The sequence below is a fragment of the Kitasatospora sp. NPDC093550 genome (assembly GCF_044764985.1).
Lineage (GTDB): Bacteria > Actinomycetota > Actinomycetes > Streptomycetales > Streptomycetaceae > Kitasatospora.
On record NZ_JBIWJF010000002.1, the window covers coordinates 177378 to 201706 of the forward strand.

General features: G+C 74.0%; 20 protein-coding genes. 10 read left to right on the forward strand and 10 right to left on the reverse strand.

Annotated elements, in window-relative coordinates; all coding sequences use genetic code 11:
• Positions 1–143: 143 nt before the first annotated feature.
• The 4 genes from ACIRD3_RS03970 to ACIRD3_RS03985 are packed head-to-tail and all read right to left on the reverse strand — an operon-like array spanning position 144 to position 4121.
• Complete coding sequence (locus tag ACIRD3_RS03970; RefSeq protein ID WP_402211197.1) at positions 144–989, reverse strand: glycosyltransferase family 2 protein; 846 nt, start codon at positions 987–989, stop codon at positions 144–146.
• Positions 986–2017: a glycosyltransferase gene (locus tag ACIRD3_RS03975; RefSeq protein ID WP_402211200.1), complete on the reverse strand. Its 1032-nt coding sequence runs from the start codon at positions 2015–2017 to the stop codon at positions 986–988. Before ACIRD3_RS03975 ends, ACIRD3_RS03970 begins: the two co-directional genes overlap by 4 nt.
• Complete coding sequence (locus ACIRD3_RS03980) at positions 2014–3078, reverse strand: glycosyltransferase family 4 protein (RefSeq protein WP_402211203.1); 1065 nt, start codon at positions 3076–3078, stop codon at positions 2014–2016. Before ACIRD3_RS03980 ends, ACIRD3_RS03975 begins: the two co-directional genes overlap by 4 nt.
• Complete coding sequence (locus ACIRD3_RS03985) at positions 3075–4121, reverse strand: glycosyltransferase family 1 protein (protein WP_402211205.1); 1047 nt, start codon at positions 4119–4121, stop codon at positions 3075–3077. The genes ACIRD3_RS03980 and ACIRD3_RS03985 overlap by 4 nt, the downstream gene beginning before the upstream one ends.
• Before the next feature lie 891 nt (positions 4122–5012).
• On the opposite strand from ACIRD3_RS03985, the gene ACIRD3_RS03990 reads away from it, so the two are divergent.
• From ACIRD3_RS03990 to ACIRD3_RS04015, 6 genes are all read left to right on the forward strand, one after another.
• Entirely contained in the window at positions 5013–6035 is a 1023-nt protein-coding gene (locus ACIRD3_RS03990; RefSeq protein ID WP_402211207.1) for a CehA/McbA family metallohydrolase, read from the forward strand.
• Positions 6036–6595: 560 nt separating this feature from the next.
• The gene (locus ACIRD3_RS03995; protein WP_402211210.1) at positions 6596–7321 is read left to right on the forward strand and encodes a class I SAM-dependent methyltransferase; all 726 of its coding nucleotides are present in this window, start codon (positions 6596–6598) and stop codon (positions 7319–7321) included.
• Positions 7322–7557: 236 nt separating this feature from the next.
• Complete coding sequence (locus tag ACIRD3_RS04000; RefSeq protein ID WP_402211213.1) at positions 7558–9129, forward strand: hypothetical protein; 1572 nt, start codon at positions 7558–7560, stop codon at positions 9127–9129.
• A 101-nt stretch (positions 9130–9230) separates the two neighbouring features.
• On the forward strand, positions 9231–9623 hold the full coding sequence (locus ACIRD3_RS04005; protein ID WP_402211216.1) for a hypothetical protein: 393 nt from the start codon (positions 9231–9233) through the stop codon (positions 9621–9623).
• A gap of 30 nt (positions 9624–9653) precedes the next feature.
• Complete coding sequence (locus ACIRD3_RS04010) at positions 9654–10136, forward strand: hypothetical protein (RefSeq protein ID WP_402211218.1); 483 nt, start codon at positions 9654–9656, stop codon at positions 10134–10136.
• A 104-nt stretch (positions 10137–10240) separates the two neighbouring features.
• Positions 10241–10837: a hypothetical protein gene (locus ACIRD3_RS04015; RefSeq protein ID WP_402211221.1), complete on the forward strand. Its 597-nt coding sequence runs from the start codon at positions 10241–10243 to the stop codon at positions 10835–10837.
• Between the two features lie 99 nt (positions 10838–10936).
• Here the strand turns inward: ACIRD3_RS04015 and ACIRD3_RS04020 are convergent, their stop codons facing one another.
• A complete protein-coding gene (locus tag ACIRD3_RS04020; protein WP_402211224.1) occupies positions 10937–11602 on the reverse strand; it encodes a hypothetical protein in 666 nt (221 codons plus the stop codon).
• 126 nt (positions 11603–11728) lie between these two features.
• Between ACIRD3_RS04020 and ACIRD3_RS04025 the strand changes: the two genes are divergently transcribed.
• Positions 11729–13927 (forward strand): histidine kinase, encoded by a 2199-nt coding sequence (locus ACIRD3_RS04025; RefSeq protein ID WP_402211227.1) that lies wholly within the window; start codon positions 11729–11731, stop codon positions 13925–13927.
• 153 nt (positions 13928–14080) lie between these two features.
• Here ACIRD3_RS04025 and ACIRD3_RS04030 read toward each other — a convergent pair whose 3' ends face one another.
• Complete coding sequence (locus ACIRD3_RS04030; RefSeq protein WP_402211230.1) at positions 14081–14698, reverse strand: DNA-binding response regulator; 618 nt, start codon at positions 14696–14698, stop codon at positions 14081–14083.
• Positions 14699–14784: 86 nt separating this feature from the next.
• On the opposite strand from ACIRD3_RS04030, the gene ACIRD3_RS04035 reads away from it, so the two are divergent.
• Positions 14785–15519, forward strand: a complete 735-nt coding sequence (locus ACIRD3_RS04035) for an ABC transporter ATP-binding protein (protein ID WP_402211232.1) — start codon at positions 14785–14787, stop codon at positions 15517–15519.
• The gene (locus ACIRD3_RS04040; RefSeq protein ID WP_402211234.1) at positions 15516–17999 is read left to right on the forward strand and encodes an FtsX-like permease family protein; all 2484 of its coding nucleotides are present in this window, start codon (positions 15516–15518) and stop codon (positions 17997–17999) included. The genes ACIRD3_RS04035 and ACIRD3_RS04040 overlap by 4 nt, the downstream gene beginning before the upstream one ends.
• A 194-nt stretch (positions 18000–18193) precedes the next feature.
• Here the strand turns inward: ACIRD3_RS04040 and ACIRD3_RS04045 are convergent, their stop codons facing one another.
• Positions 18194–18397 (reverse strand): hypothetical protein, encoded by a 204-nt coding sequence (locus tag ACIRD3_RS04045; RefSeq protein WP_402211237.1) that lies wholly within the window; start codon positions 18395–18397, stop codon positions 18194–18196.
• 147 nt (positions 18398–18544) lie between these two features.
• Between ACIRD3_RS04045 and ACIRD3_RS04050 the strand changes: the two genes are divergently transcribed.
• A complete protein-coding gene (locus ACIRD3_RS04050) occupies positions 18545–18970 on the forward strand; it encodes a hypothetical protein (RefSeq protein ID WP_402211239.1) in 426 nt (141 codons plus the stop codon).
• Positions 18971–19046: 76 nt separating this feature from the next.
• On the opposite strand, the gene ACIRD3_RS04055 is transcribed toward ACIRD3_RS04050, so the two are convergent.
• The 3 genes from ACIRD3_RS04055 to ACIRD3_RS04065 form a co-directional block, all read right to left on the reverse strand.
• A complete protein-coding gene (locus ACIRD3_RS04055; protein ID WP_402211242.1) occupies positions 19047–22241 on the reverse strand; it encodes a lantibiotic dehydratase in 3195 nt (1064 codons plus the stop codon).
• A gap of 74 nt (positions 22242–22315) precedes the next feature.
• Positions 22316–23773 carry a lanthionine synthetase C family protein gene (locus tag ACIRD3_RS04060; protein WP_402211245.1) on the reverse strand — a complete coding sequence of 486 codons (1458 nt, stop codon included), beginning with the start codon at positions 23771–23773 and terminating at the stop codon, positions 22316–22318.
• Positions 23773–24180, reverse strand: coding sequence for a hypothetical protein (locus ACIRD3_RS04065; protein WP_402211248.1), 408 nt, complete (start codon positions 24178–24180; stop codon positions 23773–23775). The genes ACIRD3_RS04060 and ACIRD3_RS04065 overlap by 1 nt, the downstream gene beginning before the upstream one ends.
• Positions 24181–24329: the final 149 nt, after the last annotated feature.

Below are 24329 nucleotides of genomic sequence, written 5' to 3' on the forward strand. Positions count from 1 at the left end.
TCCGGCACCGGCTCCGCTGGTCGCAGTGGCGAGGACAGCGACGACCTCCACCGCCCTGTCGGCGCTCCCGGTGACCACACGCCCGACCAACGCCGCCGGCAGAAGACCGACGCCCCGCGTCACCGGGCCGGCACCCTGCACGGCTACCCGGCCGTCCGAGTCCACACCCCCGTACGGGTCTCCAGGTGGGCCATTCCCAGGGCCTCGAAGGCCTGCAGCCATCCCTCCATCGGCCACCACCCCCAGCGCCGGTGGAAGAGAGCGGCGTTGCGGAGGATGCTGTCGAGATGCCGCACGGGCGGGTCCTCCACCGCATGGTGCTGGTGGAAGGCGGTGGCGCCGCCCGTCCAGTAGAGGGGGACGCCCGACCGGCGCAGGAGCTGGCCGAAGTCGGTGTCCTCGCCGCCGTATCCGGTGTAGTCCTCGCAGAATCCCCCGACCGTGCGCCAGGTCCGTGCGGTGAGGGCGAACGAGAGGGACCAGAACAGCAGGTAGTCCTCGTCTCCGCCGAGGAGCACGTGACCGGGGAGGGGAGCCGGGCGGGCCGGATGGGGGCGCGCCAGGTCCGCGAGCCCGGTGACGGGGTAGCCGTCCGCCGGGGCGGGCGGCAGGTAGGCGACCGGCCCGCAGTGCACCCCCGTGCCCCCGGTCAGTGCGAGGGAACGGGTGTAGCGGTGCAGCAGTCCGCCGGACGGGATGCAGTCCACGTCGAGGAACACGAGGACGTCGGCTGCTTCGCGGAGCGCACGGCGGGCGCCCTGGTTGCGGGCCGCGGCGAGCGGAAGGCCCGTCCCGGCTCCCGCCTCCAGGTGAGTGATCAGGGGCTGCGGCGTCGGTTCGGGAAGCCCGTCGGCGATGTGCGGGTCGTTCACGGCGACCACGACGTACGTGTCGGCGGGCAGCGAGCTGCCGGCCAGGGCCTCGTGCTGGCGGCTCAGATGCCGGTGCCGGCCGTGTGCCAGGGTGATGACGGCGGTTCGCACGGTCATGCCGGGACCGGGGCGCGGTCGGAGGCCAGGCGTTCGAGGGCGTGAGCGGCGCGCTCGGCTCCGTCGCCGGGGGCGTACCGGGCCCAGCGGCGCCCGTCGTGGGCGGCGGCCCGCGCCAGCAGACCGGGCCACCGCTCCGGTGCGGGCCACCCGTCGGGGACCACCACGGCGAGTCCGGCGTGTTGGAGCGCTCGTGCGGTGGCGTGCTGCTCGTGGTACGGCCGGTCCTGCGGAAGGACGATGGTGGGGCGGCGGGCGGCGGCGCATTCGGCGATCGCGTTCTGTCCGCCGTGGGTGACGATCACTTCGGCGGAGGTGAGGACGGGCCAGGGGTCGGGCGTCCATCCGGCCGGGCCGCCGAGGACCTGCCAGTGCCAGTTCGGGGTGGCGTCGCGGGCGGCGTCGATCTGCGCCTCGGTGATGTCGTGGCCGCCGGCGCCGAGCATCAGGAGGACGGTGCGGGGGTGGTGCGGGTGGCGGTGGAGGCGGTGGTCGAAGCGGGAGAACCCGCCGGTCCAGAGGGTCTTCTTCGTCCAGTGGTCCGGCCAGCCGGGTTCGGGGAGGGCGGCCGGCCACGGGGCGAGGAGGGCGTCGGCGATGTCGTAGGCCAGTTCGTGGGCGGGGTCGCGGCGGTCGCCGCGCATGGCGACGGCGACCACGGGTACTCCCAGCAGCCGGGCGAGCAGCGTGACCTCGACGGACACGTCGCTGACGAGGAGCGTCGGTCGCCGGCGCTCGATCCAGGCGGAGACCGTCGACATGCGGGTGCGGAGTCCGGCGTGGTGGACGGGTACCCAGTGCAGGCGCCCGTGGGCGGTGGTGTCGTCGGAGCGCGCGGGCGTGTCGTCGCGCGGCAGCTCCACCCACTCCGCCTGCCAGTGGTCGGGGCGCTCGAGCGAGGAGAGGACGGTGACCGGTGTCGAGCAGTGTTCGGCGACGGCGAGGGCCCGGTGGAGGTGTCCGCGGCCCTGGTGGTGGACGTAGTAGCCGATCATCGGGAGGCCTCCGTGCTGCCGGTCGCCGGTCATGCTGTCAGCTCCCGGTACAGCCGTTCGTAGCGGTCGATCATCGCGGTGACGGAGCAGTGCTGTTCGGCCCGCCGCCGGGCTTCGGCGCGCGGGAGTCCGGTGGTGGAGGCGATCGCACGGGCCAGGGCGGTGGTGTCGTCCGCGGGCACCAGGCTGCCGCAGCCGGGGGTGAGGATCTCGGGGAGGGCGCCGCGGGCGAATGCGCAGACCGGGGTCCCACAGGCCAGTGACTCCGCGACGACCAGACCGTACGGCTCGTCCCAGCAGGGGGTCACCAGTGTCGCGCTGGCTCGGCCGACCAGGCGGGCGAGCGCGCGTTGGGACAGGTGGCCGAGGTAGCGCGCGCCGTCGCCCAGACGGGGGCGGACGGCCTGCTCGAAGTAGCGGCGGTCGCTGATGGGCCCGGCGACGAGCACGCTGCGGTTCGCGGTGCGCGCGGCGTCCAGGGCCAGGTGCGGCCCCTTCTCGGGGACGATCCGCCCCGACCACACCAGTGGGCCGCCGCCGGGCCCCGGGGTCCACCGGGCGGTGTCGACGCCGTTGGGTACCACGGTCGCGCCGTCGACGACGTGGGCCCAGGCCCGCGCGGTGTGCTCGCTCACCGCGGTGAACGTGACCGGGCACCGGGCGGGCGCCTCGATCGCGGACTCCAGCCACGGGGTCGGGGGAGTGTGCAGGGCCGTCACCACGGGCATGGGCAGGGCCGAGGCCATCGCGACCGGTAGGTGGTGCAGGCTGTTGTTGTGGACGAGGTCGAAGCCGTCGACTCCGTCGGCCAGCCGGAGCATCAGCTGCAGGTAGGCGTGGTGCTCGGTCATCCACTCCGCGGACGGCATGCTCCGGTCCGAGCGGGCCGCATCGCTCAGGACCGGCCGGTGGACCGGCAGTTCGTCGACACCGAGCGTGGTGTCCGACCCGGGCGCGGCGAAGAGCGTGACACGGTGGCCGCGCCGGGTCAGCCCGTGGGCGAGGGCCCAGGTCTGAGCCTCCAGACCGCCGGCGAAGGGCTCGCGGATCGGGAAGCGGATCGAGGCGACCAGCGCGATGCGCAGCGCTCTCATGGCATGACGGCCCGGTAGATGCCGTAGTGGCTGCGCGCGAGCTGCTCGCGTTCCGCGGCCCGTCGAGCCGGCACCGCCCGCCACCGGGGCCGGCGGCGATGCGCGGTCGTGACCGCCGCTGCCAGTGATCCGGCGTCCAGACCGTGGCGGTCGTGCCGGTAGGACAGGCAGGGGCGCTGTTGGGCGTAGTAGCCGCAGCTGGGCGCGCACACCGGAGTACCCAGGTCGTAGCAGGCTTCCAGCCAGCCCGAGTGCGTGCCGAACCGGTAGGGCAGGACCGACAGGTCGAGGCCGGAGAGGTAGCCCCACAGCTGGTCGTCGTCGAAGTAGTCGTGCACGTGGAGGTCGAGCCGCCGCTGCTCCGCGAGCTCCCGCAGGCGGGGCAGGACGGCGGGGGAGTACCAGTGGCTGCCCGGGTCCTCCACCTCGGGGTGGATGTCGACCCGGAGCCGCGCGTCCGGGAAGCCGGCCACCGTCTCGGCCAGCACCTCGACCACGGGCAGGACCGCCATGTTCGGCCGGATGCTCTTGGCGTGGACGCCGACCGTGAACACCTCGTGCCGCTGCCGCGGAAGCGCCAGCTCAGGTGGGTCGACGACGTGCGGGTGCGGCAGGACGGTGGCCGAGCGCCGCCAGCCGGCGGCGACGGCCCGGGCGGCGCCCGGGGTCAGGGTGATGAGGTGATCGGCGGCAGGGATGAGCACGTCGAGCTGGCGCCGGTGGGGGCCGGGGTCCTCGTGGTGGGGGTTCTCCAGGTCGTGGACGGTGTACACCAGCGGCTTCGCCTGCCGGCGGAGTTCCTCGACCAGGTCCGCCAGCTCCTCCGGGGTCTGGGCGTCGAACCCGAAGTGCAGGTGGAAGACGTCGAACTCGTCGGCGTGGGTGCGTATCCAGGCCGGATCGAGCATGACCGGAGGCCACCAGCGCTGCGACCCGCTGGGCGCGCCGCACGGCCGCGGGTCCGTCAGCCGTTCCACCGGCCACCGTCCGTGCAGTGATCCGAGGTGCCGGACGTAGACGTGGCCCGCCGGGACGGAGGCCACGCGGATGGTCTCCAGTCCGGTTCCGCGGTGGCCGCTTCCGGGTGTCTGCGTGCGACTGGTGGTGGGGGGCAGCACAGCCGTCACCTCTCGTCGGGACCAGCGGCCGGATCCCCGGCGGGCACCGCGCGGATGCGCTGGAGCCCGCCGTGCGGATCGCTGTGCCCGCGCGCCTGCCCGGCCGCGTGGCCGTGAAACCCCGTGCCGCGCCGGTGCCCGACGGCGGTGGGTCAGGGTCGGACCATCGCGGCCCGAGGGCGCCGCTGACCCCCGCGGGTGCGGGGAGGACTGCCTGGTCCGCGTCGCGCGGCCGTCCTCCCCGCACCCGCGGGGGTCAGCCGGCTGGTGTCAAGGATCTATGTCCATCGTGTCACGGTCGGCTTGGTGCGAGCCACTGCCGAACTGGAGCCACCGGTGCGAGACACGTGCGCAGACCGGTGGAGGGAGCGAGGTGTCTTGCACTGGCAGTGGCTCCCCCGCGGGTGATCGCACCGGCGATAGGGGCTTGCGGTCTGCTTTCCCCGCGACCGTGAGGGCCTTCGTTCCGGCGAGCGAATCGCCGCAGCCCGTGCCGGCTACGCGCGGCTCGCCCGGGAGGTGCTGGAGCGGATCGAGTGATCGCGCCGGCTGAGGTTGTGCTGCGTACAACCCGGAGATCGTGGGCAGGCAGCGCACCCTGTGGTACAGGCTCGACCCGGCCGTCCTCGAAGCCTTCCGTGTCGCGGTCCGGAAGCCCGACGCCGCGTAGCCCCACCCGAGCGGGCATGCTCCCGCAGACACGGCCGACCGGCGCCAGGCGACAAGCAGCAACTATTCGCTGGCGCAGACACACAGCTCCCAGTTCACTGATGTGATCGGCGTGCGATGGGATCCCACGATCACGAGGGGGTATGTGTGACCGACCTGCCTTTCAGCCGACCCGGACGCTTCTGGCGCGGCAATCTGCACACCCATTCCGACCAGTCCGACGGCGCACTGTCCCCGGAGGAGACCGTCCGCCGCTACCAGGATGCCGGCTACGACTTCCTGGCCGTGACGGACCACTTCCGAGCCGAGTACAACTTCCCGCTGACGGACACCCGTTCGCTGCGCAGCGCCGGGTTCACCACGTTGCTGGGAGCCGAGCTGCACGCTCCGCGGACGGAAGCCGGGCAGTCCTGGCACATCGTCGCGGTCGGCTTGCCACTGGGTTTCGCCCCTCCCGGCCCCGGCGAGACCGGGCCGCAGCTGGCGCGCAGGGCGAGGGCGGCGGGTGCCTTCATCGGGATGGCTCATCCGGCCGCGTCGCTGCTGACCATCGCCGACGCGGAGAGTTTGGACGCGGCCCACGCGGTCGAGGTCCACAACGCCCTGGCCGACCGCGAACACCGGGGCGACAGCTGGTACCTGACCGATGTCATGCTCAACCGAGGGCATCGGCTGACCGCGTATGCCGCCGACGACGCTCACCTGCAGCCCCAGGACCCGTCGCCGTGCGCGGCCTGGGTGCAGGTGCGCGCCGAGGCTCTTGAACCGGAGCAGCTCCTGGCGGCGCTCAAGGCCGGGTACTACTACTCCAGTACAGGGCCGGAGATCCACGACATTCGGCTCGACGACGGGCTGGTCACCGTGCGGTGCTCGCCCGCTCGCAAGGTGATGCTCACCGGCGGCGCCCCGGGGGCCAAGGTGCTGCAGGGCGAAGACCTGACGGAGTGCTCCCTGCCGGTGGAGATGTTCGGCAACGGCTACTGCCGGGTCACCGTCGAGGATGCCTCTGGCGAACGCGCCTGGAGCAATCCGATCCACCTGGACTCGTTCGGCCGCCGCCATCAGGGTGTGGTGACCGCCGCAACGGCGCATGCCGCCGTTCCACGGCCGAACAGCAAAGTCTTCCCGTGCTTTGGCCCGTACGGCGCGCACTGTCCTCCGGAGACCTGACCTCGAACCAGGTGCAGTGGCTCGTCGGAACCCCGCACCTCACACCGTTCCCCGCACGGAAGGGCCTGGTGCCGCTGGAAGCGTGGCCCACCGCGTCTTCGTCGACGAGAGCGGCAGGCCCGAAGGCTGCCGGCTCGCGCGTCTTCTCCCACGGTGCCCACGGGGATCTGCCTGTGAACGGAGGTTCGGGGATGTGGCCGGCCCCGGAGGCGGGCGTAGGCGTAGAACGCGGCGAGGGCGACCAAGCGCCGGGCGGGGTGGTGCAGGGAGACGCGCGGCGCGAGCGGGCCCCGTGGGAGCCGGGCCTCATGGGGCAGGGCAGTGCGAGGTCGTACCAGTCCGTGTTGAGTCGCTCGACCAGCCGCGGGGTGTCGTACGGGTGTGAGAAGCCGTCGGTCAGTCGCCATGGTCGGTGCGGGCCGGTCCGTGGACGGATCTGTCCGCACGCGGTGCTGGGGCCGGGGTGTGCGCGGGCGTGTGCCATCGAACCTCGGACGGGTGCCGCTCCGTGCACCGGAATCGGTAGCTTTGACGTCTTGGCCCCGCATACGTTCGGCCTCATGGCTGACGAATGTTTCGGGCATCCGCGGCTCGCCGCGATCTACGACCCACTCGACCCCGAGCGCAGCGACCTTGACGCCTACCTCCGGATAGCGGGAAAGTTCAAGGCGCGCCGAGTGCTGGACATCGGCTGCGGCACAGGGGTGTTCGCACTTCTCCTGGCTGACCGCGGGATCGAGGTCGTCGGCGTCGATCCCGCTCGGGCGTCCATCGACGTCGCCCGGGCCAAAGCAGGCAGTGGCCGAGTGCGCTGGATCTGCGGCGACGCGACGGACCTCCCGTCGCTACAGGTCGACCTGGCGACGATGACGGCGAACGTTGCCCAGGCTGTCACTGAGCCGCAGAGATGGCACAAGACGTTGCAAGGAACCTACGGAGCACTGCGGCCTGGCGGACATCTGGTCTTCGAAACCCGAAATCCGGCCGGACGCGCCTGGGAGCAGTGGACCCGCGAGCTTTCTTACCGCGTGACGGAGATCCCGGACGTCGGCCCCGTCGAGAGCTGGGTCCAGCTTCTCGAGATGAACCTGCCTCTGGTGAACTTCCGCTGGACCTACGTCTTCGGCGCGGACGGACAGGTGCTGACATCGGACTCGACGCTGCGTTTCCGAGAACGAGAAGAGGTCGAGAGCGATCTGATCACCCACGGCTACGTGGTGGAGGATGTTCGCGATGCACCCGACCGCCCAGGAAGGGAGTTCGTCTTTCTGGCACGACGCCCGTGATCTTCAGTGATCCACATCAAGGGCTACGTGCGCGATGCCGAGGCGGGGGAGGAGGGCGCCACCGAGGACATCGGCCCGTAGCCGGGCATCGGAGTCGGCCACGGCTCTGGATCCCCGCACGCCCGGCGCGGCTCCTGCCGGGCGGGGCTGGAAGCCGTCGCGGACCGGGTTCCTGCAGGTGAGCGCTGGGCGGCCTCGCTGTGATCGAGGTCGTTTCCGGCTGTTACGGTCCTGCCATGAATCGCCGTGATCGTGCCCTGGAGCTGCTGCGTCGACACCCGGAGCTGGCTGGGCTCGCGGCGTTTCCGTTCGACTTCGACCTCGGTCGCGCCGAGCACTGCGAGGCGGTGCGGCTGGCATCCGGTTCGGCTCTGCGGGCGGTGGCCGGAGACGATACCGGTGGGACCTTCTTCCTGTGCTCGAACGGCGAAGTGCTCCATGCGAGCTCCGAGGGGGAGACCGGGCTGGTCGGCGACAGCGTGGACGAGGCCCTCGAAGTACTGATCGGGCTGCCTGGCTGGCGGGACTACATCGACGCCGACCTCGAACCCGACTCTGCCCAAATGACGGCTGTCGTCGCCAGGACCGAGGACGGCATCCGCAGCTCCTACGCCGCGCAGCTCGACGTCGATCGCAGCAGACTCCTGGCCGGGCTCGGACTGCGCCAGCTGCCACAGGCGGAACTGATCCAGCGGTTGCACCGGTCGCTGCGACGCACGGAACCGGACTTCGTGCTCCTCAACGCGGACGAGGGGTGCGCCTATGCGCTGCTGGGCCGGCTCCCGCGCCCGCCACTTTGGCACGCTGTCCTTGCTCCAGGACAAGCCGACCTCGCCATGGTCCGCTCGGACCAGGCGCGCTGGGCTGACATCGCGGCCGATCCGGCACGCCGGGCAACCTTGCTGAGAGCGGCCCAGTACGACCGGCAGACTGCCGACCTCCCGTTCCTGCGCAGCCTGCTCCGTGCCGAGGCCGCGCTCGGCCACACCGAGGAGCTGAGGTTGGCGGCGGTCCTCGTGGGTCTGCAGGGTTACGCCGAGGACCACGAGGTGATCCAGTCACTGCGCCAGGCCAATCCGGACGTCTCCTACGGGTTGGGAGGCTTCCCGGAGGCAGCAGAGGACTTGAGTGGTTGGGCGTCCGGTTTCGATGACTCCAACTACGGGCTCGAACCGGCGGACGAGGATGAGTTCACGTGGGCCGAGTTGGCCCGTCGACAGGGACGAACCGAGCTGGCTCGCGTCATCCTGCTCCGACTGCTCGACGACGCAGGACCGCGTGACGCACCGCTGCTCGGGCACCTCGCTTGGCATCTGGCGAGGCTCGGGGACTTCTTCCAGGCCGCACGCGCGCGGAAACTGCATGCCTGCCTCCAGGACGACCCACAGAAACGCGGCGCTTCCCTACTCAGCCTTGCGTCGCTGCAGCGGCGGGCCGGCGACGTCGAAGCGGCCTGGAGTTCGTTGCAGCGTGCCGTCGCAGAGCTCGACGGCCCTCTGCCCACGCCCCCTATGGACCAACTAGCCCTTGACCTCGACCTTCCGGAGCAGGATCGGCGCACCCTGACGTGGCGTGGCCTCCAGCTCGGCCACAGGGCGGCGGAGGAGTACTTCCTCGTCGCTCGTGCCGCAGCAGCGGCTGGCCTGTCCGCAGCCGCCACCGCGGCCCTGGCGGGGGGCAACGCCGTGCTGGGCACACTCACCAGCCCACCCGACGGTCTCGGCAAGCTGGCCGACGCGGTGACGGAGGAGCTGGAGGGCAGCGCATGTGTCAGGCCTGTGGTCCTTCCCGAGGAACGGCATCAGTAGCCGTTTGCTTCGCCCTTCCTCGGTCGTGGCCGGCTCGCGCAGGGTATCCGCGCGCCCACATCCCCAGTTCCAGTGGCCAGTGTCCACGGGAGGCGAGTGCCATGGTCTTCAACGTCGGAAGTCAACAGGCCGGGGTGGTCAACAACGTCGCGCACGACCAGCACGTCCACGACGGGCAGTCCGGCGCGATCGCCGTCGGCGCGCCGGAGCTGACCGGACTGCTCGGCGCCCTGCGGGAGGCCGTCGGCCGGGAGCAGCTGCCGCCCGCCGTCGCGCCGCTGGTCGAGACCGAGCTGAACGCGATCGACCAGGAGGCCGCCCGGCCCGAGCCCGATCGGGAGGCGGTCGCCGCCCGGCTCGCCCGGGTCACCCGCCTGCTGCGCGAGGCCGGAGCCGCGGTGGCGGCCGGCACCGGACTGTTCTCGGCGCTCTCCGGCGTCGCCGGCTGGCTCGGGGCCCTGGGGCAACCGATTCTGCACCTGCTGGGCGGGTGACCCGATGGGGGCCCGTGACATCCTGTGGCCGTGCTGTTGAGTGATCAAGCGAGCAGTGTCGAGCTGCGCCCCCTGCGCTATCAGTTCTCCGGGGTCCGGGGCGACGCGTATGACGACAACTGGCTGGTCGTCGCCGGAACGGTGACGACGCCCGAGGGCAGCTGGTCCTTCGCCGATCCGTGCCTGCTGAGCGATGAAGCCCGTGAGGTGTCCGCGTGGTTGCGTGCGGTGGCCGCGGGGGCGGTGGCCGTGACCGGACCTGATGCCGAAGGCTGGTTGGATCCGGACACGGACTTCGTCGAGCCGGTGCTGGCCGTGAGCCTCGCCGAACGCAGCGGCAGTGAGGCGGAGATTCGGGTTCACCTGTCCCTGGAGGCGGCACCTCCGTGGCTGCAGGGCGATGACGGGGCGGACATCCATCAGTACGTCGTGGAGGTGCGGCTGGATACGGCTGCGCTGCTTCACGCTGCCGACCAATGGGATCTTGCTCTGGTGCCCTTCCCGAGTCGTTGACCAGCGGGGTCGTCGAGGGGCTGTACTTTTCGTGTCGACGTGGTCACGTTCCGAGAAGGTCGGGTGGCGGGTTGTCCACTGGTTTGCGGGCGCTGATCGTGGTCGTGGCGACCACGGCGGGCTTCGTCGTGGCCTACGTCATCGCGCAGTGGGCCACTGGGAAATGGGGCGTACCCCGGCATCCATCGGCCTCACAGTCCGATCGCAGCAACTTCTCGCTGGGTCTCGCGGCGGCGTTCTCCGCGGCCGTCCTCGGTGTGACGACCTGGGCGACCGCGGGTACGGCGACCGCGCCCCAGCCCGCGACCGCCACGGCGCCGCAGCCCCCGACCGCCACCAGGACGGTGTCGGCCGCCGGGGGGTGGCAGGACAGCGGCGTGGCGATGGCGGCCGGCGGAGAACTCGACGTGACGGCCACCGGAACCTGGCGTCCCTTCGGCAACGGGTACGCCGTCGGACCGGATGGGTGCACCGACCCCCAGGTCTGCGCACAGGACCCCGGCCAGCCGAACAACATCTGCTGCATTCCGCACGCCGGTCTCCTCGGGCGGATCGGTGAGGGGCAGCCGTTCGCGGTCGGGGCCAAGCGCCTTGTCCACAACGGCGGCGCGGCGGGGGAACTCTACCTCAGGATCAACGACGCCGTGCTGACCGACAACGAGGGCGAGTTGACGGTGACGATCCGGCGCCTCGGCGGCTGAGCCACGGGCGCCTGGCCCCCTGGGCGGTGCCGGGGTGACACGACCGGCGCCATGACGCCAGGCCCTGCCGGAGCCGCCCCTCACCCCGGCAGGGTGGTGTCAGTGGAAGCGCTCCAGGCCGACGGGCGTGAGCTCGCACCCGTCGAGGAAACCGTCGTGGATCCGGACCGCGAGCAGGACGGCGTTCGCCGGAGTCGGGCCTGCGGCGCCTGGGGCCGGTTCCCGGGGCGTCGCGGTGCCGAGGTGGAAGGCGACGACGGGGGCCTCGGGATCGGCGGTGGCGTAGCTGAGGGTCTTGGGGAGCGACGGGTCGGGGGAGCCGAACGTCACGGACGGCGGGCCGAAGGCGGCCAGGACGTCGGGCAGGGCGCGGTCGACCGCCGACCAGGTCAGCGCGGTGTCGACCAGGGCGGAGTGTTCCGCGGGCGTGAGCGTGCGGTCGAGCCGCAACCAGCCCCGACGGTGGGCGTCCTCGCCGTACTGCGACGCGATCAGGGGCACATCGGCGTCAGGGAAGGCACCTCGCAGTATGCCGGAGGCGGCGAGCCGCGCGTTGGTGTCGGGAAGCCACACCGCGCCCTCCGGGTTCGGTTCACCCGCCGCGAGCAGATCGAGCAGGCGGGCGACAGTGGACAGACCACCGGACTCCTCCGGATCGCGCACCGCTTGGTTGAACCGCTCCAGGAGCCGGTCGCGGCTCCCGGTCACCCGGTTCGGTGCGGTGGGCGGGGCAGGGACCTCTTTGCTCGGGTCCTGACGCGGCATCAACAAGCATCCCGACAGTCTCGCAGCGTCGACGGGGTGCGGCCACGGGGCGAGCGGCAGTAGAAGGGCCGACGGCCGTGACCCCGCCCGGTCTGCCGGCCGGCGGCCGGTGCGTACGATGCTCCGGTGCTGGGGAAGTGGGGGAGGGACGTCCGGGTGCGGCCTGCGCGGGCGTTGGTGGTGGCGGTGGCTGTCGCGCTGGTGGCGGTGCACCTGTTGAAGGGGCTGGCGCGGGTGCCGGCGGAGCCGGGCGCCGGGGCGGTGGTCGTGGCGCTCTGCCTGGTGCTGGTGGCGGTGCAGCTGCGGCACACGCGGGCCGAGCCCGCCGGGGCCGTCGAGCCCTCCGAGGCCGCCGGGTGGGCGGGTTGGACGGTGGTGGAGCTGGCGGCCGGGTTCCTGGCGGTCGGTCCGCTCGGTGTGTCGATCGGGCTGCTCTGCCTTCCCGCGGCCTCGCTGCTGCTGGAGCGGCGCAGGCCGCTGCTCCTGCCGTTCGCGGCGGGCGCCGCCTGGGCCGGCGTGGCGCGCTCCGGGTCCGTCCGCGACACGGTCGACCTGCTGCTGACGGTCGCGCTCGGCGGCGTCATGCTGTACGCCGTCACCACGCTCGCGCTGCTGGCGGCCCGCGTCGACACCGCCCGGCTCACCCTGGCGGCCTCCGCGGTCACCGACGAGCGGCTGCGCATCGCGGCGAGCCTGCGCAGCGAGTTGTCCGAGGGCCTGGCGCGCATTCGCGGCCTGGCCGCGACGGGGGATCCGTCCGTGCTCGGCCGGCTGATCGGCGTGGCCCGTGGGACGCTGGCGGCCGCCCGGGCCACCACCGCCGAGCTGCGCAGCCTCTCGCTCGCCCCGGAGGCGGCCAGCGCCCGGGCGCTGCTGGCCTCCGCGGGCATCGCGGCGGACCTGCGCATCGGGCACCGTGAGCCGCTCGGACCGACCGGGACGGTGCTGGCGACCGTGCTGCGCGAGGCGGTCACGGCGGTCGTGCGGGTCGGCGACGCCCGGCGGTGCGAGGTCAGCACCGGTGAGCGGGCCGGGCGAGTGGTGCTGCGCGTGGTCAGCGACGGCGTGCCGACGGCGGCGCTCGGCGCGGACGTCCTGGACGGTCTGGCGGAGCGGGTCCACGCGGTGGGCGGGCGGCTGACGGCGGGTCTGGAGCCGGACGGGCGCTTCGCCGTGGAGGCGGTGGTCGCCGCGACCCCCGCGCCGGCGGCGGCCGCGGACCCGCCCGAGCTGCGCGCCGCGCTCGGCCTCTACTACTTCCTCCTCGCCGCGTTCTGCGGCAAGGCGCTGCTGTCCGTGCCGGCGTCGGTGTCGGGCCTCGGCTTGGGCGCGGCCTGCGCGTTGGCGTTCTGCGCCTTCCAGGTCCGCTTCTCGATCCACGACGCCACGCGGCACGCCCGTCCCGCCCTGCTGGTCTCGGCGGTTCTCGCCCTCGCGCCGCTGCCCTGGCTGGGGCGGAACTGGATCGGGGCGGCGGGCATCCTGGCCGGCTCGCTGCTGATCGCGCTGCCGCGGCGCGCGGGTACGGCCCTGGCCGCCGCCCTGTCGGTGGCGGCCGGGGTGGTCGCCGGGGTGGCCGGCGGGGGCGGCGCGGCCGCGGTGCTGCTGGCCACCGTCAACGTGGTGATCACCTGCGTGGTGGTCTTCGCGGTGCTGCGACTGGTGCGGCTGGTGCGGGAGTTGCAGCGGGCGGGGGCCGGCCTGGCCCGGGCCGCGGTCGTCACCGAGCGGCTACGGGCGGCCCGGGACCTGCACGACCTGCTCGGGCACGGTCTGGCCGCGATCCTGCTCAAGGCGGAGCTCGCCCGCCGCCTGGCGGCGGACACGGAGACGGGGACCGGAGCCGCCGGGGGCGCCGTGGACGGCACGGTCGACGACCGCTGCCGGGCCGAGCTGGCCGACATCGCGCGCCTGGCCGAGCGGGGGAGGGCCGAGCTGGGAGCCGTGGCCGGCGACAGCCCCCGGTTGTCCTTCGACGCCGAACTCGCCTCCGCCGCAGCCGTTTTGGAGGCGGCCGCGATCACGGTGGAGCTGGACGACGTCCCGGTGCCGGCCCGGGCGGGTGGCGTGCTGAGCGTGGTCCTGCGCGAGGCCGTGACCAACATCCTGCGGCACAGCTCCGCCCGTCACGCGCGGATCGCCACCACCGTCACCGGGGACTCGGTGCGTCTGGAGGTGGAGAACGACGGCGTCCCGGGTGGCGTCACCGCGCCCGGCTCGGGGATCGGCGGCCTGACCGTCCGGCTCACCGAGGCCGGCGGCACCCTGAGCGCCGGCCCGGACGACGGCTGGTACCTGCTGCGGGCCGAACTGCCGCTGGGCTGACCGTACCGAGCACCGAGCTGACCGCACCCGAGCGCCGAGCTGACCGTACCGAGCACTGAGCTGACCGTACCGAGTACCAACCTGACCGCACCGAGCACCGAGCTGACCTTACCGAGCGGAGAGCGCCGATCACGCGGCCCCCGCCAGCCCGCCCTACGAGGACGCCAGCCACCCCGCCTCCCGCGCGACCCGCACCGCGTCCGTCCGGTTGCGGGCGTTCAGCTTGCCGACGACCGCGGTCAGCACGTTGCGCACCGTCCCGGTCGACAGGTGCAGCCGCGCGGCGATCTCGGGCGGCTCCGCTCCCTCCGCAAGTTCCCGCAGCACGTCGTTCTCGCGCGAGGTGAGCGGATTGTCCGCCAGGTCCCAGGCCGCCACGGCCAGCGACGGGTCGAGCACCCGTCCGCCGCCGGCGACCCGGCGGATGGCCGCGACGAGCTCGGCCGGGGGAGCGGTCTTCAGCAGGAAGCCGTCGACCTTCGCGTCCAGGGCGCGGCGCAGCAGTCCGGGGCGTCCGAGCGAGGTCAGCATCAGCGTCCGGCAGCCCGGCAGCCGCTCCTTCAGCGCCGCCGCGGCCTGCAGACCGTCCGTCCGGCCCGGCATCTCGATGTCGAGCACCGCCACGTCGGGCGTGAAGACCAGTGCGCGGTCCACCACGTCGTCGGCCGAGTCGGCCTGGGCGACGACCTCCAGGTCGGGTTCCAGTTCCAGCAGCGCCACCAGCGCGCCGCGCACCACGTGCTGGTCCTCGGCCAGCAGGAGTCTGATCATGTCCCGACCCTACCCGTGACGATGTCACGGGTGCGCCGTGATCGGCTCCCTGGGAGGGGAGTTCGCGGCTCGGCAGGCTGGAGGACATGAACGAAGCGATCACTCTGGACGCCGTGAGCAAGGTCTACGGCAAGGGGCGGGGCGCGGTGGCGGCCCTGCGCGAGGTGACGGTGCGGCTGCCCAAGGGCGGCTTCACCGCGGTGATGGGGCCCTCCGGTTCGGGCAAGAGCACCTTCCTGCACTGCGCGGCCGGCCTGGACCGCCCGACCTCCGGCACGGTCCGCCTCGGCGGCACCGACCTGTCCCGGCTGAACGAGACCAAGCTGACCGAACTGCGCCGCGAGCGCGCCGGGTTCGTGTTCCAGGCGTTCAACCTGATCTCCTCCCTGACGGTCGAGCAGAACGTCGCCCTGCCGCTGCGGCTGGCCGGCCGACGCGCCGACGCCGCACGGCTGGCCGACCTCGTGCGCCGGGTGGGGCTGCGGGAGCGCGCCGGGCACCGGCCCGGGCAGCTGTCCGGCGGCCAGCAGCAGCGGGTGGCGATCGCCAGGGCGCTGATCTCCGACCCCGAGGTGGTGTTCGCCGACGAGCCCACCGGTGCGCTGGACACCATGACGGCCCGTGAAGTCCTCACCCTGCTGCGGCAGACCGTCGACGACCTCGGCCAGACCATCGTCATGGTCACCCACGACCCCGTCGCCGCGTCCTACGCCGACGAGGTCCTCTTCCTGGCCGACGGCCGGGTCGCCGACACCATGGCCGGCCCGACCCCCGCCAAGGTCGCCGACCGCATGATCCGCCTGGGAGCGTGGAACCGATGATGCTGAGCCTCGCCCTCACCACCGTGCGCCACCGTACGGCCGCCTTCGCGGGCGCCTTCGTCGCCCTGTTCTGCGCCGCCGCCCTCGTCTGCGGCTGCGGGACCCTGCTGGCCACCGGCCTCACCGGCACCGTCCGCCCCGAACGCTACGCGGCCGCGCCGATCGTCGTCTCCGGGGACCAGGACGTGCACGCCGTGGAGTCCAAGGGGAAGGGGAAGGTCAAGGAGAAGGCCAAGCCGATCGCCGGCCACGCCTGGGTGCCGGCCTCCCTCGCCGACCGCATCGCCGCCCTGCCCTCGGTCCGGGCCGTCGCCACCGAGGTGACCTTCCCGGCGCTGCTGCCCGGCGGCCCCACCGGCGGCTCCTGGGGCCACGGCTGGGAGTCGGCCCCGCTGGCCGGACTCACCCTCGCCGCCGGCCGCGCGCCCGCCGGCCCGGACGAGGTCGTCGTCGACGCGTCCACCGCCGCCCGCGCCCACCTGGCCCCCGGCTCCACCACTGCCGCCCGCACACCCTCGGGCACCCTCGCCCTCCACGTGGTCGGCGTCACCGCGCAGGGCTTCGACAGCCAGACCACCCTCTTCTTCGCCTCCGACCGGGCCCGCCGCCTGGCCGGCCACGACGGCCTGGTCGCCGCGATCGGCGTCTTCCCGGCCGCGCCCTCGGCGGCCGACGACGTCCGGGCCCTGCTCGCCGCCACCCCGGCCGTCCCGGCCCCCGTGGCCCGCACCGGCGACGACCGCGGCCGGGTGGAGTTCCCCGACGCCGCCAACGCCCAGGTCCGCCTGGTCAGCATGGGCGCCGTCCTGGCCGGCACCGCGTTGCTGGTGGCACTGCTGGTCGTCGTCGGCACCTTCGGCCTGTCGATCCAGCAGCGGCAGCGCGAGATCGCCGTCCTGCGGGCCGTGGCCGCGACCAGCCGTCAGGTCCGCAGGATGATCGGCGGCGAGGCGCTCGCGATCGGTCTGACGGCCGGGATCCTCGGCGCCGCCGCCGGCCTGCCGCTCGGCGACTGGCTGCACGGCCGCTTCGTCGCCCTGCGCGTCATCCCGGCGAACCTGCCCGTCGTCCTCTCGCCCTTCCCGGCCGTCGCCGCCGCGGCCTGCGCCGTGCTGGCCGGCTGGGCGGCCGCCCGCGTCTCCGCCCGGCGCGCCACCGCCATCAAGCCGGTCGAGGCCCTCGGCGAGGCCGAGCTCAAGCCGCCGCGCCTGGCCTGGCCCCGGATCGTGTTCGGCGTGCTCGCCGCCGCCGGCGCCGTCACCCTCACCGCCCTGCTCACCGCCCTGCACTCCGACCAGGCCTCCACCCCGGTCTGCTTCATCGCCGTCCTGCTCTGGTGCACCGCGCTCGCCCTGCTCGGCCCGCTGGTGGCCCGCGGCGGCCTCGGGATCCTCGGCCCGTCGCTGCGGCTCTCCCGCGTCGGCGGCTACCTCGCCGCCCACAACCTACGCGCCGGGGCGCACCGGCTGGCCTCCGTCATCACCCCGCTGACCCTGCTGATCGCGATGGCCTGCACCATCCTGTTCACCCAGACCACCATCGACGGCGCGGCGGACGCGCAGCGCGAACGCGGCAGCACCGCCGACTTCGTGGTCGGGCCGCGCGCGCCGGGCAGCGCCGCCGAGGCGCTCGCCGCCGTCCCGGGCGTGCGCACCGTGACCCGGGTGCTGCACACCCAGGTCCGGGACGGTCTGACCAAGCGCAGCGTCCAGGCCGTCACGCCCGAGCGCCTGTCCGACACCCTCGACCTCGGCGTCACCGCCGGCGACCTGGGCCGCCTGACGGACGGTACGGCGGCAGCCGCCGACGGGCTGGGCTACCGAATCGGCCAGCGGGTGCGCCTGGTCCTCGCCGACGGCACCCCGGCCGAGGTGACCGTCGTCGCCCTCTACAGCCGCGGCCTCGGCTTCGGCGACCTCACCCTCGCCCACGCCCAGGTCGCGGCCCACGTCGACGTGCCGCTCGACGACGAGCTGCTCGTCCGCGGCACCGGCCGTCCCGATGGCCCCACCCGGCAGGCCCTCACCGCCGCCCTGCGCGCCGAACCCGGCCTCGGCGTGCTCGACCGCGCCGCCGCCCAGGCCTCGCAGGACCGGGTCAGCGCCCAGATCGGCTACGTCACCCTCGGCCTGATCATCGCGTTCGTCGCCATCGCCGTCCTCAACACCCTGGCCATGGGCATCGCCGACCGCCGGCACGAGTTCGCCGCGCTCAGCCTCACCGGCGCCACCCGCCGCCAGATCCGCCGCATGCTCGGCTGGGAGACCGCCGCGTCCCTGGCCATCGCCACCGCCCTCGGCCTCGCCATCGCCTACGCGGTCCTCAGCACCTACGCCCAGGGCATCACCCGCGGCACCGCCGGCCTCACCGCCCCCACCACCACCCTCGCCACCGTCCTCGCCGGCACCGCCGCCCTCGCCGCCCTCGGCACCTGGCTCCCCGCCCGCACCACCCTGCGCACCCTGCGGCCCCGCGCCTGACCGGCGGCCCGGCGAGGCCCCGCGGGCCGATGCGACCCCGGTGCCCGGGGGGCGCATCGGCCCGCAGGGCCGTAGGGCGCTGGAGGAGCGACGGCGGTCGTCGGCCGAGCACCGTCGGCTGCTCTGGAAACGGGGCATCAAGCCCCCTCGCCAGCGGGTGTGCGTGCTCCCCGCCGCGCGGCGGATCCGGTTGCTCAGTCCGCCGATCCGGCGGCGACCGTCTCGTAGGCGTAACCGTCCCGGCGAAGTGCCCGCACGACGGCTTCGACTTCGACGGCGGTTCCGAGGGCGTCCCCGGCCTTCGCCGCCTTCAGCCTGCCGATCGCCTCGGCCGGGCTGTGGTCGAGGATCCCCCGCAGGTGGCGGGCCGCCGCGACGGTCCCGTCCCGGCCTTCCACGAGCCGGGGCCGGAATCCTCCGAACTCCGGCGCGCCGGTCGGCGCGCGGCCGCCGTGGCGAGTGCCGCCGTCATGGCGCCCCAGGGGCATCGAACGAGGCCTCTACCATGATCGGGTCGATTGGTTCGGGAGAGGCGGGATCCGACCGTGGCATACCAACTCATGTTCTTCTGCCGGTCGGACGAAGAGAACGGGCAGGCCGCGGTCAGCCGCCTCCTGAACGAACTCCTGCCGGCCGGTGATCTGCTGGTGACCGAGCGGTCCGGGCCGTTCGTGGCGGAGGTTGCCGTGTGCTCGCTGGCGACGAGAGGACCCGCAGGCAAACCCGTAGCCGACTGGCTGACCCTTGAGGTGCATGTGGGAGTTGCGTGGATCGCGGAGTCGGTGATCGCTGCTTCGCCTGACGACGAACACGGCATCTGGGGCTGCGACCTGCTCGCCACGGTCACCCTGAGCGGGGACAACCCTGACTGGACGCTCGTCAGTCGCCTGTGGACGGCCCTGGCCCGCCTCTGGAGCGCAACCCCTTGGGATGAGATGTCCGGGTTCGCGATAGCAGAGAGCGTGCCGTAGACCGGAGGGGTGCAGGGGCGGGGCCATGGGGTGGGGGCCGGCGACCAGCCCATTCCCCGGCCGCGCAGGGGGCCGGTCACCCGGCGCGCAGGGCCAGGGTCTGCCGGGTGCGGTGGAGCAGCTCGACCGCGGCGTGTTCGGCGGCGGGGCTCGGGCCCAGCAGGCGGTTGCAGTGCAGGTGGACGTAGCTGTCGCAGAGGTCGAGGAGCGGGCGGCCGAGCAGTGCGCGCCGGTGCAGGTCGGTGAGCCGGGCGGCGACGGGGGTCAGGAGGCGGCGGCGTTCGGCGAGGACGTCGGCGACGGGAGGCGGGGGCGGGGTGCTCAGCAGGGTGCAGAACTCGGCCTTGCGGGCGCGGAATTCGGCGCCGGCGAGGTGGGCGTGGTGGGCCCGTCGGCGGTAGAGGTGCAGCCTGGCCTGTTCGTCCAGGCCGACGCCCGCCAGCAGGTCGTCGATGCTGAGCAGGGCGAGCGCGGTGTCGTCGAGCGCCAGCGTGCCGGTGCGGCGCAGGGCCAGCAGGTCGAGGACGGCCTGGCTGTCGGCGGTGTAGAGCTCCTCGGTGGCGTCCATGGCGGTGAGGCCGCCGTAGCGTTCGACCTCGCGGTCGTAGACGTCGAAGCCGAACCGGGTCAGGTGCCCGGCGGCGAGGAGGGCTGCGGCCCGGTCGGCGAGGGCCGGGACGAGGAGGGCGGGGTCGCCGCGCAGGCGCAGCCGCAGGTGGGGTTCGGGGTCGGCGTAGCGCAGGAAGAAGCGGCGGTCGCTGTGGGGGGCCAGGTCGGCGACGAGGTCGCGGACGGCGCCGGCGAGCAGGGCGTCCTCCTCCTGCCGGTCGCCGTAGAGCTTGAGGTAGGTCCAGTCGCTGCCCGGGGGCCGGAGGCGGTCGGCCCGCGCGACGGGGGCGGAGCGGGCGCGGGGCGGTGGCGCGGGCGGGGCGGCGGTGCGGCGGGTCATGGAGACGACGAGTTCCACGACGCGGGGGCCGTCCGGCCCGGTGGCCCAGGCGTCGTCGAGGCCGGGGAGGGCCTCCTGGAGGATCACGGCGCCGCCGGGCGGCAGGCGGGTCAGGGCCCGGCGGATCTCCTCGGTGTGGGAGGGTCCGGTGGTGTCGAGCAGGAGGCGGTGGTCCGCCGCGTCGTCGCTGCTGGTCAGGTAGGTGTGGCGGGGCACGCGCCAGTGGCGGCGCCAGGCGTCGAAGGCGGCCGGGAAGCCGTCCGGGCTCCCGGTGAGCCGCTGGGCCAGGCGGTGGTCGACGCGCCACTGGGCCGGGCGCAGCACGATCCGGCCGCGGGTGACCCGGGGGAGGTAGGGGAAGTGGCGGGCGGGGCCCCAGTCGAAGCCGGTGAGCTGCGCGGTGCCGTCGTGGCTCAGGTCGGCGAGGAAGCGGCAGACGGCGGGCGCCCGGCTGTGGTTGAGCATGTGCCCGGAGCAGACGGTGACCTCCCGGACGGTCCGTGGGGCGGTCCGGGAGACGGCCCGTGTGCCGTGTTCTCCGGTGCCTTTCGCCCCAGGCCCGCCGCCGCTTGCCCCCTCGTCCCAGACCAGGGTGAGCCTGCCGTCGGTGATCCGGACCGCGAGTTCGACGAGGGGGATGGAGCGGGCCGGGCCGTCCTCGGCGCTGGTCCGGATGCCGATCTCGTGGTCGCGGACGGTGGGGCGCACGACGACGTTGGCGGAGCGGGTCTTCTCGGGGAGGTAGACGAGTTCGGCGAGGACGCGTCCGGGGTCCAGGGCCCCTTCCGCGGCGGCGACTTCGGCGAGGGCGGGGACGGCGCCCGGGAGCATGCCGGCGAAGCGGCCGAGGTTGCGTCCTGCGGCTCCCGCGCCGATGTTGGCGCCGACCACGAGCCGGAAGTCGCCCGCGTCGACGGCGGCGGCCGACGGGGCGGCGACCATGGCGTAGAGGTCGAGCGAGAGGGGCAGCCGGGTGGGGGCGACGTTCCGGAGGGTGAGCCGGTCGAGGGTGTCCGGGTCGAGGTCGACGGCGGTCAGGTGGTCGTGGAGCGCTTCGGTGGCGAGGCGCAGCAGGGTGTCGGACCGGTCGGTGTCGAGGGAGGCGATCGTCGCGGTCGGGGACGGGGTGCCGAGGCCGGTGACGGGGTCGAGGAGTTCGAGGAGGGGAACGTCGCGGTCGGTTCCGTACCGGGCTTCGAACGCGCGCCGGTACGCGGTGATGTGCGGCGGCCCGTCCGGGAAGGGGGTGAGGCGCAGCAGCAGGTCGGCGGCCTGGACGGCGGCGTCCGCGACGCGGTGGGACACCGTCCCGACCGCGAGGGGCAGGGCCGTGTCCACCTGCAGGGGGGTGTCCGTGTCGAGGCCGGTGACGCGGCAGGCGTGGTCGGCCAGCTCCGGGAAGGTGTCGGCACCGGCGTCGGGGGGCTGCTTCTGCCAGTCCTGGATGGCGGCGAGCAGTGCGGCCAGGTCGGCGTGGGCGGCGGCGGCCGCGGGGATCCGGCCGAGGTGGTCGAGGACGTGGCCGCAGGGGTCGAGGTGGGTCAGCGGCGGGTGGAGGTCCGTCAGGAGGAAGGCGTGCCGCCACAGCCGGTGGAGCAGCTCGTCGACCTTGTCGGGGGTCGCCCCGGGGACGGTTCGCAGCAGCTCGACGGCGAGGTCGGCGTGGCTGATGGGGGTGCGGGCGAGGGCGAGGGCGCGCAGGACGGCGCCGGTGGCGCGCAGGGTGACGTTCTCGCCGCCGGTCGCCGTCCGCGGTGCCTCGACACCGCTGAGGGTGACCCGGCCGGCCCGGTGCAGCACGGCCGGGTTGGTGATGACCCGGGTCGCCCGGCGGATCGGCGGGGTCGATTCGAGGGCGGTGACGAAGTGCAGCAGGGCGTGCATGTCGAGCCGGGCGTGGACCTCGGGCGACCGGTCGTCGGCGAGTCGGACGTCGGTGTCCGGTCCCCACCGCCCCAGGGCGGCGCCCGCGTTGAGCCCGAACGGGGTGGGACGGGTGCTGAGCCGGACGAGGTAGCGGAGCAGGCTCGCCTCGAGCCGTCGCCGATCGCGTTCGGTGGTCGGCGGGCGCCGCAGCGCGGCCGCCAGCGGCAGCGAGGAGACGGTGACGGCGCACCGCGCCAGGTCGTCGGCCCGTACGCGCGCGGTGGCGGGTTCGGGCCCGGGGGTGTCGGGCGCGGGGGTGTCGGGCGCGGGGTAGCGGCTGACGGGCAGGATCGGGGTGCGGATCATGACGAAGTCGAGGGCACGGTAGCGGCTCGGCGCTCCCGTGGACGGTCGGCGTCTGGCGCCCGGGGTGGGGGAGGAGGCGTCGGTGGTCATGGCGACGGGTGGGTGGTCACGGGGGTGGGTGGAGGCCTGGCAGCGGGTGCGTGGTCATGGCGACGGGTGGGCGGTCACGAGAGCAGGAGGAACCGGTCCCAGGAGGGCGGTTCGGGGGTGGCGGCGGCCAGCAGGGCGAGGGCGATCCCGGGGGTGCCCTCCAGGAGGCCGACCCGGTCCGCGCGGGTGCCGTCGGGTTCGACGCTGCGGTAGCCGAAGGGGGATCGGGGCCGGTACTCGCCGAGCAACTGGTCGACGAGGCGCTGCGCCGCGGCGCCGATCGCCTCGTCCCCGGTGTCGGCGGCGAAGCGGAGCGTGACCTGGAGCAGGCCCGCGACGCCGTGGCAGAAACCGGGCGAGTCGATGCGGCGCCACGCGATCGGGCGTGCGAGTGCGGCCCGTAGGGCGGCGGTGGCCGCGGCGGTGAGGGCGCGGTCGCCCAGGGCGGTGCCGGCCAGCCACAGCGCGCGGGCGACACCCGGGCTGCCGTAGCACCAGGCGTCGCGGGCCGGTGTCGGAGCGGGAGCAGGTTCACGGGGCGCGGCAGCCGGGGTGTCCGCGGCCGAGGGCTCCGCGAGCGCCGGGTCCGCGAGAGCAGACGGGTCCGCGCGAGCAGACGGGTCCGCGAGCGCCGACGGGTACGCGGCCACTGCCGGGTACGCGGCGACCGACGGGTAGCCGCCGCCCCGGGCGTCCGCGACGTGCCGGGCGGCGAGCCAGGACGCGGCCCGGCGGATCGCCTCGGTGTGTCCCGGCACCGCCGGACCCCGGGCGTCGGAGAGGGCGATGGAGAGCAGCGCGAGGGGACCGGCGATGCCGTGCGCGAGGCCGCAGTTGGCGACCGCGCCGGGGTACCTCGCGCGCATGCCCTCGTCGGCGATCAGGGCGTGCGGGGTGTGCCAGGCGGGCATCCCGTCGGGGTCCGGACAGCCCCGGCACAGGTCGACCAGCCAGCCGAGCAGGGAGTCCAGGGCGCGGTCCCGGTCCGGTCCGGGCGGCCGGGCGAGGAGGTGAGCGGCCACGCCGGTCCAGCCGGACACGACGTCGAAGGTGCCGACGGCCAGTCCCCGTCCGTCGACGGCGGGGAGCCGATGGGGGATCCGCGCGTACAGGCTGTCGTCGAGGTCGCCGAGCAGCGTGCGGTACCGGCCCCGGCCGTCGGCCAGGTAGGCGGTGGTGAACGCCACCCCGGCGAGCCCGGAGAAGAGCCCGACGCCCGTGACGGGGTCGCGCGCGGTGCCCTCCACGGCGCGGGCGAGGTGACGGTGGGCCACCAGGTCCCAGCCCTGGCCGGGCAGGCAGCGGTCGAGGTGCCCGAAGGCCAGCGCGAGGCCGCCGGTGCCCTGCGCGGTGCCGTACGGCGTCCACCGCGGCCGTTCCCGGCGCGCACCGTTGCGGCCCGCAGCCTCCGCGGTGTCGGGATCGCGCAGCCGGGACAGGACGTCCGCGGCCGCGGCGCGGACCCGTGCCGCGGTCCGCGCGTCCCGGACCGCCGGCTCCCAGGCGGCCGCCCGCCGCGCCGCTACGGCCATCAGCCGTCCCGGGACGGCCGGGACTCCCGCTCGACGCGGCGGATGACGTGTTCCCCGGCGACCTTGCGGGTGATGCCGTCGGCACGGACCTGGCTGACCTCCAGGACGTAGTGGTCCTCGAAGAACCGGACGGGGACCGTGTCGCACTCCGAGGTGCACGAGCCGCAGGTCGAGCAGGTCTCGGTCTCGCCGACGGCGCCGCCCGCGGGCAGGCTGACGACGGTACACTCCTCACCGCAGGTGCTGGCGCAGCTGTTGGTGCACTCGTCCCCGCAGGTGCTGGCGCAACTGGCCGTCTCGCCCGCCTCGGCGGCGAACCCGTCGACCGCCTTGGTGACCACCTTGACCCGGATGTCCAGGTCGAACTGGTCGTCGCTGATTCTGGCGTCTACTTGCCTGTCGTTCATGGCGCAACCCTCTGGGACCGGTTGCCGAGTATGGTCACTCGTTTCCACTATGGCACCGCGACGGATGGCCGCAAACGGGTGACGCCACCGCAGGAGGCGACTGTCCGTGACATTGTGACGCTCCGTATCCACAGTCCTCGACGCCGTGG